This window comes from Microbacterium sp. NPDC055455 (genome assembly GCF_053619935.1).
This window is the reverse complement of record NZ_JBSHLB010000004.1, coordinates 167,699-181,382: the sequence shown is the minus strand read 5'-3', so window position 1 is coordinate 181,382 and position 13,684 is coordinate 167,699. Positions and strand designations below refer to the sequence as shown.

Genomic DNA, 13,684 nt, shown 5'->3' with positions numbered 1-13,684 from the left:
GAGTGAACGGCCGGAGACGAGCGTGTGAGAACCGGCTCATGCCGGCGCGGCAGCCGACCCGAGCGCGTTCACGGCCCGGATGAGTCGGTACAGCTCCCCCACGCGGAACTGGTCGAGCCGCAGCACCAGCCGCGGCAGATCGACCCTGTCGGCGTCCTCGCGCTCGATCGTGAGCGGGCCGCGGCGCTCGATGCCACCCTCGGTGAGCATCGGGGCGAACTCCTCGTTGAGTGCGGCCACCTCCTCGTCCGTCGGCTCGGCTCGCAGCCGCAGGACGAGCCGCTTGCCCACCCATCGCAGCGAGTCGTAGTTGCGGTAGAAGCCCGTGAGCTCGTCCACGGCCTCGGTGACCGAGTCCGTGATGAGCACGCGGTCGAAGTCGCCGTCCGAGATGACGCCCGAGCTGAGCAGGTGGTCGTCGATGAACCGCCGCAGGCCCTCCCAGAAACCGCCGCCGGGTGCGTCGAGCAGCACGATCGGCACCGGGTCGGCCTTGCCGGTCTGCTGCAGGGTGAGCAGCTCGAACATCTCGTCGAGCGTGCCGAAGCCGCCGGGCACGCACACGAACCCGCGCGACTCCTTCACCAGCATGAGCTTGCGGGTGAAGAAGTACTTCATCGCGACGTTGCGCGCGCTCTCGCCGACGACCGCGTTCGGCTTCTCCTCGAAGGGCAGCCGGATCGACACGCCCAGGGAGTTGTGCGGGCCGGCGCCTTCCGCGGCGGCCTGCATGATGCCCGGACCTGCGCCGGTCACCACGAGCCAGCCGCGGGCGGCGAGCGCTGCGGCCACCTCGGATGCCTGGCGGTAGAGCGCGTCATCGGGCCTGGTCCGCGCGGAGCCGAAGATGGTGGCCTTGGGTGCGTCGTCGTAGGGCGCGAAGAGCCGGAACGCCGCGCGCATCTCGGTCAGCGCAGAGCTGGCGATCTTGAGGTCGAGTCGATCGGCGCCGTCCATCCCGAGCCCGATCCCGGTGGCGAGGATGCGCGCGACGAGGTCGGCGTTGTCGCTGATGCCGGCGTCGGCGAGGATCCGGCGCAGATCCTCGGTGACCTCGGAGGGAACCACGGTGCTGTCGGCCATGCCTCCACGTTGCCACGTCGGAGCACCGGCCGGGCCCGATGTGCGCAGGGGTTGCGTGCGACCGCCGGCCGTGGAAGACGCCGGCGCCGCCGGCCGTCGTCAGCCGCGGCGGCCCCGCGCGCGCGTCAGCGCGCCGTGAGGCGCGCCACCGCGTCGGCGGCCGGCACGACCTCGCGGTCGCCGGTGCGGCGGTCCCACAGCTCGACCTGGCCGTCGGCGGCGCCGCGGCCGGCGATGACGATGCGCGGCACACCGACGAGCTCCGCGTCGCCGAACTTGACCCCCGGCGACACCTTCGGCCGGTCGTCGTAGACCACGTCGAGACCGGATGCCTCCAGGTCGGCGGCGAGCGTCGCCGCGAGGTCGTACGCGACCTGGTCCTTGCCGGTGGCGACCACGTGCACGTCGAACGGCGCCACGGCCGGCGGCCAGATGAGACCGCGCTCGTCGTTGTTGAGCTCGGCGATGATCGCGAGGATGCGCGTGACGCCGATGCCGTACGAGCCCATCGTGACGGTCACGAGCTTGCCGTTCTCGTCGAGGACCTTCAGGCCCAGCGTCTCAGCGAAGAAGCGGCCGAGCTGGAAGACGTGGCCGATCTCCATGCCGCGTGCCAGCTCCACGGGACCCGACCCGTCGGGCGCCGGGTCGCCGTCGCGCACGTTCGCCACGTCGATGAACCCGTCGCCGGTGAAATCGCGACCCGCGACGAGGGTGTGCACGTGCTTCTGGTCGATGTTGGCGCCGGTGACCCAGGCGGTGCCGTCGACGACGCGCGGGTCCAGCAGGTACCGGATGCCGGTCGCCGACTCTTCGCCGAGGATCGGCCCGGTCTCGGACCAGGGGCCGATGTAGCCCTTGACCAGCAGCGGGTTGCTCTCGAAGTCCTGCTCGGTCGCGGGCTCGACGGCGGCGGGGGCGAAGGCGACCTCGACGCGCTTGTCGTCGACGTCGCGGTCGCCGGGGATGCCGACGATCACGAGTTCGCGGCGTCCGTCGAGGTGGGTGAGCGCGAGGACCACGTTCTTGAGCGTGTGCGCGGCCGTCCACGCGGACGTCCCGTCGGTGGCGGGACCGGCGATGCCCGACGCGGGAGCGTCGAGGTGCGCGTTCGCGTGGTTCACGAGCGTCTCGATCGTCGGCGTGTTCGGCGAGTCGAAGATCACGGGGGCGCCGATCCCGTCGAACGGGATCGGGTCGGGCGCGATCGTGGTGAACGCCTCGACGTTGGCCGCGTAGCCGCCGGCGGAGCGGACGAAGGTGTCCTCGCCCACGGCCGTGGGGTGCAGGAACTCCTCGGAGCGCGCACCCCCCATCAGGCCGTTGTCGGCGGCGACGATGACGTACTCCAGCCCGAGCTTCTGGAAGATCCGCTCGTAGGCGTCGCGCTGCGACTGGTACGAGGCATCCTGTCCCTCGTCGGTGTAGTCGAACGAGTAGGCGTCCTTCATGGTGAACTCGCGCCCGCGGAGCAGGCCGGCGCGCGGACGGGCCTCGTCGCGGTACTTGTCCTGGATCTGGTAGATCGTCAGGGGCAGGTCCTTGTACGACGAGTAGAGGTCCTTCACGAGAAGCGTGAACATCTCCTCGTGCGTCGGCGCCAGCAGGTAGTCGGAGCCCCTGCGGTCCTGCAGCCGGAAGATGCCGTCGCCGTAGGAGGTCCAGCGGCCGGACGCCTCGTACGGCTCCCGCGGCAGCAGCGCCGGGAAGTGCACCTCGTAGGCGCCGGCGCCGGCCATCTCCTCGCGGATGACCGCCTCGATCCTCGCCTTGACCTTCAGGCCCAACGGCAGCCAGGTGAAGACGCCGGGCGCGGCACGCCGGATGTAGCCGGCGCGCACGAGCAGCCGGTGACTCGTGACCTCGGCGTCGGCGGGGTCTTCACGGAGCGTGCGGAGGAAGTAGTGCGACAGACGGGTGACCACGAGGGTCAAGTGTATGACGAGCGGATGCAGCGCCCTCGCGTCACGGGTGCATGAGTGCGAACACGTCGGCCGTCAGCGCCAGGGCATCGGTCGTCGGACGGATGAAGTCCGGCGTCACCAGGAGGACGTTCACGCCGTCCGTCGCGACGACCACCGCGCCGGAGCCCTCGTAGCGGTCCAGTCCCGGTGCGATGACCGCGGCCTGGGCGCCGTCGACGGTCACCGGCTCCGCGCCCGCCGCGGCGAGCGCCGTCGGGAACGCGATCGCGCCGCCCGGGACGACGTCGACACGGACGACTTCGCCGGAGCTCGTGTCGCCGCTGCCCGAGGTGAAGTGCAGTTCGCACCAGCTGGTCGCCTCGGCGAAGAGGGCGATGCCCTCGAGCCGCTCCGTCGCCTCGCCCCGGCTGCTCTGGCCGAGCAGCGCCACGCGCTCGAAGCCGTACACCGCGGGATCGACGGATGCCGCGACCTCGGCGCAGTCCGGGAGCGACCACCACTGCGGGGTGCGCAGGGCGGGGCTGGGGGTCGGGTGATCGGCCAGCCGCGTGGACGCCTCGGCGAAGAGGCCGGCGACGCCCGCGGCCGTCACGGCGTCCGTGTCACCGGCGGCGCGCACCACCATCCAGGTGCCGTCCACCGTGCCCGCCTGGGTGCACTCGACGCGGGCGCCGTCCTCGATGGACGCGCAGCCGGTCGGCGTGCCGGCGCGCAGATCCTCGCCCACCACCGCCTCGGGGTAGGCGAACAGGTGCGCCGTGGCAGCGAGATAGACGCCGTCCGACACCCACACGCAGTCGATTCCGCCGAGCACGTCATCGGCGCCCGTCCTCCACCGGTAGTCCGAGAGCATCATGTCGATCCCGGCGACCGCCTCGACCGAGGCCTCGTCCAGGGCGGCGGCGCAGTCCCCGGCGAAGGGCGTGACGCCCTCGGTCGGGGCGGCCGGCGCCGTCGGCTGCGGCGTGGGCTCGGGGGTCGGCTCGGGCGTCGGCGTCGGCGTCGGCGTGGGCGTGGGCTCGGTCTGGCTCGTCGTGGGCGCAGGACGGGCGTCCGTGCCGAGGAGCGCCGCCGTCGTGACGGCGCCGCCGCCCACCGCCCCGACGAGCACGAGCGCGATCGCACCCGCGGCGATCCGCGACCGCCGCCTGTCCGCGGGGCGGATGCGCTGGGCGCCGGCGAGGACGAGGTCGCGCAGCTCGCCGCGCTCCCGCGGTGTCAGGTCCTCGTTCATGTCCATGCCCCCTCGATCGATGCCATCTCATCGCGCAGCCTCGCCTTGGCGCGGGACAGTCGGGACTTCACGGTGCCGACCGGGATGCCGAGCGTCTCGGCCGCGGCGCGGTCGGGATAGCCCTCGAGCACCGTCAGGACGACGACGCTCTGCTCGCGGGCCGGCAGTCGCTTCAGTGCGGCGAGCACGCCGCTCTCGTCCGAGCCCTGGGGTGCACCCGGGTTCGGCGCGACCGGCGTGCGCGCCAGGAGCGCGCGGTACCGGCGGCCCGAGCGCTCGAGGTTGCGGGCGCAGTTCGACACGGCGTTCAGCAGCCACGGCAGCGGTGAGCCGTCGACCAGCCGGACCGACTCGCGCTTGCGCCAGAGCTCGAAGAACCCGATCGTCACGGCATCCTTCGCGTCCTCGCGCGCGGTCAGCAGGCGTCGCGCGTGGCGGAAGAGACGCGCCTCGTGGCGGTCGAACAGCGCCGCCAGCGCGGCCTCGTCGCCGGCCAGGACCCGCTCCCACAGGGAGGCGTCATCAGCGTCCATACCCTGTAGTGTCCGCGTTCGCGCGGAAGGTTCCCACCCCGCCCGTACAACGGCCGGATCGACCGCGTCCGCGGCGCCTCCCGCACACCGGTGCCTACACTGTTCGCGTGCCCGCACACCGCTCCCGACTCGTTCCCGCCCGCGCGCACGACGAGCTGGTCGAGTCGCTGCGCCGGCTGCGCGACGAGCTGGATCTTCCCGGCGCCTTCCCCCCGGAGGTGGAGGCCGAGGCGCAGCAGGCCGCCGCGTCGGTGTCCACCGAACCCGGCGGGGAACTGGACGACCTGCGGGACCTCGACTTCCTCACGATCGACCCCGCCGGCTCGACCGACCTCGACCAGGCGCTGCACATCGAGCGGACGCGCACCGGGGCGGTGCTTCACTACGCGATCGCCGATGTGCCGGCCTTCGTCCGGCCGGGAGGCGCCGTCGACGTCGAGGCGCGTCGACGGGGCCGGACGCTGTACGCGGTCGACGGACGGGTGCCGCTGCACCCCGCGCCGATCAGCCACGACGCCGCTTCGCTGCTGCCGGGCGTGCAGCGCAGCGCCTACGTGTGGCGCTTCGTGCTCGACGACGTCGCGCGTCCCGTGGAGGCATCCGTGCGACGCGCGACGATCCGGTCGCGGGCGCAGTGGACCTACGTGGACGCGCAGGCCGCGCTGGACGCCGGGACGGCGCCGCCGAGCCTGGCGGCGCTGGCATGGCTCGGCCCCCTCCGCCTGGAGCGGGAGGCCGAGCGCGGCGGCGCGAGCCTGAACGTGCCCGAGACGCGCATCGTCGCGGACGGCGACCGGTACCGGCTCGAGCGCGACGCGCCGCTGTCGGTCGAGGACTGGAACGCGCAGGTGTCGCTGATGACCGGGATGGCCGCGGCCGACATCATGCTCGCGGGCCGCGTCGGCATCCTCCGCACCATGCCGGCGGCGGATCCCGACGACGTCGCGGCCTTCCGGGCGCAGACCTCGGTGCTCGGCATCCCCTGGCCGTCGGGCATCACGTACGGCGACTACCTCCGCGGTCTCGACCGCCGCACCCCTGCCGCACTGGCGATCCTGGCCGCCGCGGCCGGGCTCTTCCGCGGCGCCGGCTACGTCGCGTTCGACGGGGAGCCGCCCGCGGATCCCTCCCAGGCCGCGATCGGCGCCCCTTACGCGCACACCACCGCGCCGTTGCGCCGGCTCGTCGACCGCTGGTCCCTCGTCGTCTGCGAGGCGCTCACCGCCGGCGACGAGGTGCCGGCGTGGGCGCGCGAGAGCCTGGCCTCGCTGCCGAAGACCATGGACCGCAGCGGCGGCCTCGCCGCTCGGCTCGAGGCGGCGACCCTGGACCGGGTCGAGGCCGCCCTGCTCTCGGGCAGCGAGGGTGCGGTCTTCGACGCGATGGTGCTGGGCAGACGCAACGGCGCCGCAAGAGTGCAGCTGGTCCAGCCCCCGGTGACCGCGAAGGTCGCCGATCTCGACGCGGATCCGGGCACCACGGTGCGGGTGCGGGTGCGCACGGCCGACATCGCCACCGGAACCGTGGTGCTGGAGCCCACCGCATAGCCTGGTGCGATGACCACCGTCCTCCTCACCGGATTCGAGCCGTTCGGCGGCGACGCCGTCAATCCGTCCGGCGAGGCGGTGCACCTGGTCGCGGAGCACTGGAGCGGAGCGGAGCGCCTCGTCACCGCGGTGCTGCCGGTGACGTTCGCCGGGGCGGCGGATCGACTGCGAGCCCTGATGGCCGAGCATCGGCCGGAAGCCGTGATCGCGGCGGGCCTCGCCGGTGGGCGCGAGGCCATCGGCGTCGAGCGCGTCGCCGTGAACCTCGTCGACGCGCGTATCCCCGACAACGACGGCGCGCAGCCGGTCGATCAGCCGAGCGTCCCGGACGCGCCGCCCGCACGTTTCGCCACCCTGCCGGTCAAGGAGATCGCCCGGCGGATCGCCGCCGCCGGCATCCCCGCCGAGGTCTCGTACACGGCGGGCACGTTCGTCTGCAACCACGTCTTCTTCACCGCCCTCGAGGTCGCGGCATCCGGCACCCGCGCGGGCTTCGTGCACGTTCCGTGGTCCGCCGAGCACGCGCCCTCGGCGGGGTCCGCGACCCTTCCGGTGGCCGACATCGCCCGGGCCCTCGAGATCGCCGTGCGCACGAGCCTGGACGTCGCCGCGGATGCCGCGGTGCCCGGCGGGGCGCTGCACTGACTCCGCTCGTCAGCGCGCGCGGCGGCCGAGGTGCAGCACCTCGCGCACGACGAGCCCCGCGATGAGCGCCCAGAACGCCGCGCTCACGCCGGCGACGGCGACTCCCGACGCCGCGACGAGGAACGTCACGACCGCCGGCAGCCGCTCGCCGGGGTCGTCGATCGCCTGCTGCACCGACGATCCGAAGGCCGCGAACAGCGCGATGCCGGCGACGGCGGGGATGACGGCGTCCGGCGCCACCACCACCAGCGCCACCAGTGCGGCCGACAGTCCGCCGAGCACCATGCCGCTGATCCCCGTCGACACTCCCGCCACCCACCGTCGGGCTGGGTCCGGGTCGGCGTCGGGCGCGGCGGCGAGCGCGGCGCTGATCGCGGCGAGGTTGATCGCGTGCCCGCCGGCCGTAGCGCCGACCGCCGTGCCGACGCCGGTGACCACCATCGCGGGACGCCACGGCACCCGGTAGCCGAAGCTGCGCATGATCGCGACGCCGGGCACGTTCTGCGACGCCATCGTGACCAGGAAGAGGGGCAGCGCGAGTCCCACGACCGCTCCCACGGTGAGGGTGGGCGCGGTGAACTCCAGCCGCGGAACCAGCAGGGCCGGGTCGAACGCGGCGCCGCGGGCCATGACGTCGACCGCGACCACGACGGACGCGGCGACGAAGGCCAGCGGCACCGCCCACCGCGGCGCGAGCCGCACGAAGACGAGCCACGGGATGACGACCGGCGCCACGCCCCACGGGTTGGTCACGAGCCCGGTGACCGGCGCGAGGCACAGCGGAAGCAGGACGCCCGCCAGCATGGCCTGCGCGATCGAGGGCGGGATCCGGGCGATCAGCCGCCCGAGCTGCGGCCACAGGGCCGTGAGCAGGATGAGTCCCGCCGTGACGAGGAACGCACCGACGGCGGCTGGCCAGCCGCCGTCGACGGCACCCGTGGCCGCGAGCACCGCGGCGCCCGGCGTCGACCACGCCACGGTGATCGGCATGCGGTGGCGCCACGCCAGGAGCAGACCCGAGGCGCCCATCGTGAGGCAGAGGATCAGCAGCCCGCTCGCGGCCTGCGCGGGGGTCGCACCCACGGCGTCGAGACCGGTCAGCACGACCGCGAACGTGCTCGTCACCCCGACGAGCGCCGTGACGATGCCGGCGACGATCGGGCGGGACAGGGGTGCCGACGCGGGTGCGGTCGCGGCGGACTCGGCGTCGGTCATGACATCGGATCCTGCCACGACGGACGGCGACCGCCCGCCTGGCCGGCATCGAACTCCGCGAGCGCGTCGGCGATCATGCGGTGCCCCTGCGCCTCGAAGGCCGTGTCGCCCACCTGGTGCGCCCACGCCGCGGTGCCGATCGCCTCGCGCAGCCGCAGGAGGAGCCAATGCGCCGGATTCCTGGGGTCCCGGCCGTAACCGTCGAGGAAGGCCGCCTCGCACGCGGGATCGTCGCGCCACTCCTGCGCGGCGAGCCGGGTGAGGTCGGTCGCCGGCGGACGGAATGCGAACCGGCCGAAGTCGATGACACGCAGGATGCCACCGTCGGTGAGCCAGTTGCGCGGCTGCCAGTCCCCGTGCGTGGGCACGAGGTCCGCCTCCACGGGCGCGAGGACCGCCAGCGCATGCCGCAGCCGCTCCTCGACGTCGCCGGAGATCGCGTGATCCGCATCGAGCCAGGCGATCGCACGGCCGGTGGCGGCGGCATCCGTCCCCTCCGACGGCCGCGAGGCCTGATCGTGGAACGCGCGCAGCAGCTCCCCCGCGCGGCGGTGCACGTCGGGGTCGGCCGCGGCCGGCGTCCGGTACACCAGCCGGCCCTCGAGCCACTCGGTGACCAGGATGCGCGCCGGGCGATCGGCGTGGAGCAGCCCGGGCGCGCGTCCGGACCGCGCCCACCCCGCGGTGTAGCCGCCCTCGTACGCATCGAGCTCGCGGCCGAGGTGGTGGTTCTGCGCTCCCCCCGCCTTGACGACGAGATCGCGTCCGTCGTGCCGCGCGCGGAGCACGACGGTGTCCGCCTGGTTCCAGCTCAGATCCGCGACGATCTCGACGCCCGGCAGCCACGACGCGACGAGCGCCTGCTGCGCCGCCGACAGGCGGCCGAGGCCCATCAGGCGGTGACGACCTGCGCGGTGCCGACCGGCGCGGCCGGGCCCATCTCGTCGGCGATGCGGTTCGCCTCCTCGATGAGGGTGGCGACGATGTCGGCCTCGGGAACGGTCTTGATGACCTGTCCCTTGACGAAGATCTGCCCCTTGCCGTTGCCGGATGCCACGCCGAGGTCGGCTTCGCGCGCCTCGCCGGGCCCGTTGACGACGCAGCCCATGACGGCGACGCGCAGCGGGACCGTCATGTCCTTGAGCCCCTCCGTGACGGAGTCGGCCAGCGAGTAGACGTCGACCTGGGCGCGTCCGCACGACGGGCACGACACGATCTCGAGCTTGCGCTCACGCAGGTTCAGCGACTGCAGGATCTGGTGGCCGACCTTGACCTCTTCGGCGGGCGGCGCCGACAGCGAGACGCGGATGGTGTCGCCGATGCCCTCCGCCAAGAGGATCCCGAACGCGGTCGCCGACTTGATCGTGCCCTGGAACGCGGGCCCGGCCTCGGTCACCCCGAGGTGGAGCGGCCAGTCGCCGCGCTCGGCGAGCAGGCGGTAGGCCTTGACCATCACGATCGGGTCGTTGTGCTTGACCGAGATCTTGAAGTCGTGGAAGTCGTGCTCCTCGAAGAGGGACGCCTCCCACACCGCGCTCTCGACGAGGGCCTCGGGCGTCGCCTTGCCGTACTTCTCGAGCAGCCGCCGGTCGAGCGAGCCGGCGTTGACGCCGATGCGCAGCGAGACCCCGGCCGCCTTCGCGGCGGCGGCGATCGCGCCGACCTGGTCGTCGAACTTGCGGATGTTGCCCGGGTTGACGCGCACCGCGCCGCAGCCGGCGTCGATGGCCTGGAAGACGTACTTGGGCTGGAAGTGGATGTCGGCGATCACCGGGATCTGGCTCTTCTTCGCGATGATGTGCAGCACATCGGCGTCGTCCTGGGACGGCACCGCGACCCGCACGATCTCGCAGCCGGAGGCGGTCAGCTCGGCGATCTGCTGCAGCGTCGCGTTGATGTTGGTGGTCGGCGTGGTCGTCATCGACTGCACGCTCACCGGCGCGTCGCCGCCGACCAGCACCTTGCCCACCTTGATCTGGCGGGTCTTGCGACGGGGGGCGAGCGTTTCGGGGACCTTGGGCATCCCGAGATTCACGGCTGGCACGGCACCAGCCTACGGGGCGGATCTGACCGTCGGCTCCGAGCCGCCGCCGTCGACGACGGATGCCGCGCGCCGCGGCATCCGTCATCGTGCCGGGCCGTACGGGGGACGGTGTATCTTCCGGGCCTGAGCCTGAGCCACCGCATCGGACGCATGACGGGCAGGGACCCGCACGAGGCTCACCGGGCTGCCACGCCGCTGGAGCTGCTTTTCGACCTCGTCTTCGTCGTGGCCTTCAGTCAGATCGGCTCGCAGACGGCGCACCAGCTCGAGCTGGGACACCTGCCCACCGCCCTCGTCGGGTTCGCCTTCACGACGTTCGCCGTGACGTGGGCCTGGATCAACTACTCCTGGCTCGCCTCGGCGTACGACAACGACGACCTCTTCTTCCGCCTCGCGACGATGGTCGTCATGATCGGCGTCCTGGTCGTCGCGCTCGGCGTGCCGCCGGTGTTCCACTCGCTGGAGGAGGGGCGGATCTTCGACAACACCGTCATGGTGGCGGGCTACGTGGTCATGCGGCTGGCGACGGTGGCGCTGTGGGCCCGCGTGGCGATGCACGACGAGGCCCGACGCCGCACTGCGATCGCCTACATCGTGAACATCTCGATCGCCCAGCTGGGGTGGATCGCACTCATCTTCCTGAACATGCCGATCGGGATCACGCTCGTCGTCACGACGCTGCTCACCCTGTTCGAACTGGCCGGGCCGCTCTTCGCAGAACTGCGCTTCGGGCGCACGCCGTGGCATGCGCACCACATCGCCGAGCGGTACGGGCTGCTGGTGATCATCACGCTCGGCGAGGTGATCCTCGGGACCATCCTTGCGATCTCGGCCGTGCTGGAGGTCGACGGGTGGACCCTCGAGACCGGCGTCGTCGCCTTCTCGGGCGTGGCGCTCGCCTTCGGGATGTGGTGGATCTACTTCGCCATCCCCTGGGGCCGGGTGCTGGCGCGGCATCCGGAACGGAGCTTCGCGTGGGGCTACCTGCAGATCGCGCTCTTCGGCGCGCTCGTGGGCGTGGGGGCGGGTCTGCACGTCGCCGCGTAGGTGATCGGCGGCGACGCGCACGTGGACGCGACGTTCGCCGCGCTGACCATCGCGGTGCCGGTGCTGGCGTTCGAGACGCTGCTCTTCGTGCTCTACGCGGTGCTGGTGAGGCAGTTCGACGGCTTCCACCTCGTGCTGTGGCTCGGCGTCGTCGCGGTCCTCGCCGTGGGTGTGGGCGCGGTCGCGCTGGGCGCGTCGCTCGCCATCGGCATGCTCCTCATCGCCTGCTCGCCTGCGGTGGTCGTCGTCGGGTACGAGACGGTGGGCTGGCGCCACGGCGCCGCGATGCTCGAGCGCGCGACCGCCTGACCGGCGGTCACCGCCCGGCGTCGGGCATGCCCGGCTCGGCGACCCCGCCGGGCTCGGCGGGGTCGGGCGCGGAGCTCGTGAGCGCGCGGATCAGCGTCTGCGCGTCGTACGGGCCGGTGTGACGGATGCCGTTGACGAAGAACGTGGGGACCGACGTGATGTCCATCGCCTCGGCGTCGAGCATGTCGTCGCGCACCCGGCCGGTGACCTTCGGGGAGGCGAGGTCCTCTTCGAAGCGGTCGACGTCCAGTCCCAGCTCGCGGGCGCGCCGGATGATGTCGGACGGCAGCTGGTGCTCCTGGTCGGCGAACAGGCTCCGCGAGAACTCCGGCAGCCTCCCCTGCAGCGCCGCCGCCTCCGCCGCCTCGGCCGCGGCGAGCGCGTTCGGATGCTGACGCTCGAGCGGCGCGTGACGCCACACGTACCGCAGACGGTCGCCGAGCTCGCGGCGCACCTCTTCGATCGAGCCGGAGGCCTTGAGGCAGAAGGGGCACTGGAAGTCCCCGTACTCCACGATCGTCAGCGGGGCGTTCACGTCGCCGTAGATGTGGTCGCGCTGGGGGTCCACCGGCCGCACGAGCGTGCGGCCGCCGTCGTCGTCGGGCCGTCGGGCGTCGGAGATGCGGAACATGACCGCCGCCAGCACGAACGCCAGCAGGGAGGCCGCCAGCACGCCCACGCGCGCCTCGTTCTGCACGCCGGGATCGTCGATCGCGAGGTCGATGATGAACAGCGAGATCGTGAAGCCGATGCCGCACAGCATGGCGCCGCCCGCGACGCGGTCCAGGGTCAGCCCCAGCCCGAACTCGCCGAGCCTGAACACCTTCATGACCAGCGCCGCGCCGAACACGCCGACGAACTTGCCGGCGACGAGGCCGACGACGATGGCCCAGGTGACCGGCGACTGCACCGCCGCGGCGAGGATCGGCCCCGACACCTCGACGCCCGCGTTGGCGAGGGCGAACAGCGGCAGGATCACGTAGGCGACATAGGGCGCGTACGCCGACTGGAGGCGCTCGTTGATCGAGATCGACTCGCGCAGACTGTTCGCGGCCTGGCGCGCGTACTCGCTGTTCGGGGACTGCCGGAAGATGCGCGCCAGCTCCAGCGCCTGCTCGACGTCGCGGCGGTTGGGCCGGTACACCGGGATGAGCAGCGCGATCGCGACCCCCGCCAGTGTGGGATGCACGCCGGAGGCGAGGAACGCGAGCCACACGATGATCGACAGCGTCGCGTAGATCGGCCCCCGCCCGCGGGGCACGTAGCGCGTGAAGAAGATGGCGGCGAGACCGGCGGCGGCGATCAGCAGCGGCAGCGGCGTGAAGCTCTCGGTGTAGAAGAGCGCGATGATACTCAGCGCGCCGATGTCGTCGACGACCGCGAGGGCCAGCAGGAACACCCGGAGCCGGCCCGACGCGCGCGGGCCGATGAGGGCGAGCGCGCCCACGAGGAACGCGGTGTCGGTCGAGATGACGACACCCCACGCGTGCTCCTGCCCGGTGCCCGCGGCGATCGCCAGGAACAGGGCCGCCGGCACGACGAGACCCGCCACCGCCGCCATCACCGGGATCATGGCCCGGGACCAGCTCGTCAGCTCGCCGATCGCGAACTCCCGGCGCACCTCGAGGCCGACGGTGAAGAAGAAGACGGCCATCAGGGCATCGTTGACCAGTGCGTGGAGCGTGAACTCCAGCTCGATGTCGCCGAAGCCGATCGTGAGGTCGGTCTCCCAGAAGTCGTGGTACGACGCCGCCCCGAGGTTGGCCCACACGATCGCCGCGAGGGTCGCGAGCACCAGCAGGAGCGCGCCGGTGCGCTGCTCCCCCATGTTCTGGATGCGGTCGGCGATCGACGGGCGCGTTCGGTCGTGCGCCCGGGCCGGGTCGGGCCGGCGCTCGGTGATGGGGAGTCGGGTCAAGACGGGCCTCCGCGGCGCGAGGATGCGAGGAAACGGTCGGCCTCAGTATGGAGCGAAACGCGCCGCCCGTGGGCCGTCACGCCCAGATGAGCCGATCCCGGCTGTGATAGGTTCGGCGCATGTCCGCTCGCCTCTCCTGGTGGCTCACCGCATAGGCGGTGGGTTTCGAGCGACTCAGACCGCC

General features: G+C 72.6%; 12 protein-coding genes. 4 read left to right on the top strand and 8 right to left on the bottom strand.

From position 1 onward, the window contains the following. Positions 1-36: 36 nt before the first annotated feature. The 4 genes from ACWGUG_RS12895 to ACWGUG_RS12880 all read right to left on the bottom strand — a co-directional run bounded on the left by ACWGUG_RS12895 (position 37) and on the right by ACWGUG_RS12880 (position 4,775). A complete protein-coding gene (locus ACWGUG_RS12895) occupies positions 37-1,083 on the bottom strand; it encodes an LOG family protein (protein WP_378884687.1) in 1,047 nt (348 codons plus the stop codon). Between the two features lie 125 nt (positions 1,084-1,208). After that, positions 1,209-3,008, bottom strand: a complete 1,800-nt coding sequence (locus ACWGUG_RS12890; RefSeq protein WP_378884685.1) for a proline--tRNA ligase — start codon at positions 3,006-3,008, stop codon at positions 1,209-1,211. A 40-nt stretch (positions 3,009-3,048) separates the two neighbouring features. Beyond that, entirely contained in the window at positions 3,049-4,242 is a 1,194-nt protein-coding gene (locus ACWGUG_RS12885; protein ID WP_452324914.1) for a hypothetical protein, read from the bottom strand. Further along, positions 4,239-4,775, bottom strand: a complete 537-nt coding sequence (locus ACWGUG_RS12880; RefSeq protein ID WP_336398600.1) for an RNA polymerase sigma factor — start codon at positions 4,773-4,775, stop codon at positions 4,239-4,241. The genes ACWGUG_RS12885 and ACWGUG_RS12880 overlap by 4 nt, the downstream gene beginning before the upstream one ends. A gap of 107 nt (positions 4,776-4,882) precedes the next feature. Here ACWGUG_RS12880 and ACWGUG_RS12875 point away from each other — a divergent pair, with 107 nt between their 5' ends. Next, a complete protein-coding gene (locus tag ACWGUG_RS12875; protein WP_378884678.1) occupies positions 4,883-6,322 on the top strand; it encodes an RNB domain-containing ribonuclease in 1,440 nt (479 codons plus the stop codon). Between the two features lie 9 nt (positions 6,323-6,331). Beyond that, on the top strand, positions 6,332-6,967 hold the full coding sequence (gene pcp / locus ACWGUG_RS12870) for a pyroglutamyl-peptidase I (protein ID WP_452324913.1): 636 nt from the start codon (positions 6,332-6,334) through the stop codon (positions 6,965-6,967). A 9-nt stretch (positions 6,968-6,976) separates the two neighbouring features. Here pcp and ACWGUG_RS12865 read toward each other — a convergent pair whose 3' ends face one another. From ACWGUG_RS12865 to ispG, 3 genes are read right to left on the bottom strand one after another with little or no spacing between them, the layout of a single operon-like run. After that, positions 6,977-8,182: a benzoate/H(+) symporter BenE family transporter gene (locus ACWGUG_RS12865; RefSeq protein WP_452324912.1), complete on the bottom strand. Its 1,206-nt coding sequence runs from the start codon at positions 8,180-8,182 to the stop codon at positions 6,977-6,979. Continuing rightward, the gene (locus tag ACWGUG_RS12860) at positions 8,179-9,075 is read right to left on the bottom strand and encodes a phosphotransferase (protein WP_378884669.1); all 897 of its coding nucleotides are present in this window, start codon (positions 9,073-9,075) and stop codon (positions 8,179-8,181) included. Before ACWGUG_RS12860 ends, ACWGUG_RS12865 begins: the two co-directional genes overlap by 4 nt. Then, positions 9,075-10,226 (bottom strand): flavodoxin-dependent (E)-4-hydroxy-3-methylbut-2-enyl-diphosphate synthase, encoded by a 1,152-nt coding sequence (gene ispG, locus ACWGUG_RS12855; RefSeq protein ID WP_336398595.1) that lies wholly within the window; start codon positions 10,224-10,226, stop codon positions 9,075-9,077. The genes ACWGUG_RS12860 and ispG overlap by 1 nt, the downstream gene beginning before the upstream one ends. A 150-nt stretch (positions 10,227-10,376) precedes the next feature. Here ispG and ACWGUG_RS12850 point away from each other — a divergent pair, with 150 nt between their 5' ends. Then, a complete protein-coding gene (locus tag ACWGUG_RS12850) occupies positions 10,377-11,273 on the top strand; it encodes a low temperature requirement protein A (protein WP_452324911.1) in 897 nt (298 codons plus the stop codon). Positions 11,274-11,294: 21 nt separating this feature from the next. After that, positions 11,295-11,582, top strand: coding sequence for a hypothetical protein (locus tag ACWGUG_RS12845; RefSeq protein WP_378884663.1), 288 nt, complete (start codon positions 11,295-11,297; stop codon positions 11,580-11,582). Positions 11,583-11,589: 7 nt separating this feature from the next. On the opposite strand, the gene nhaA is transcribed toward ACWGUG_RS12845, so the two are convergent. Further along, positions 11,590-13,410, bottom strand: coding sequence for a Na+/H+ antiporter NhaA (gene nhaA / locus ACWGUG_RS12840; protein WP_378884913.1), 1,821 nt, complete (start codon positions 13,408-13,410; stop codon positions 11,590-11,592). Positions 13,411-13,684 lie beyond the last annotated feature (274 nt).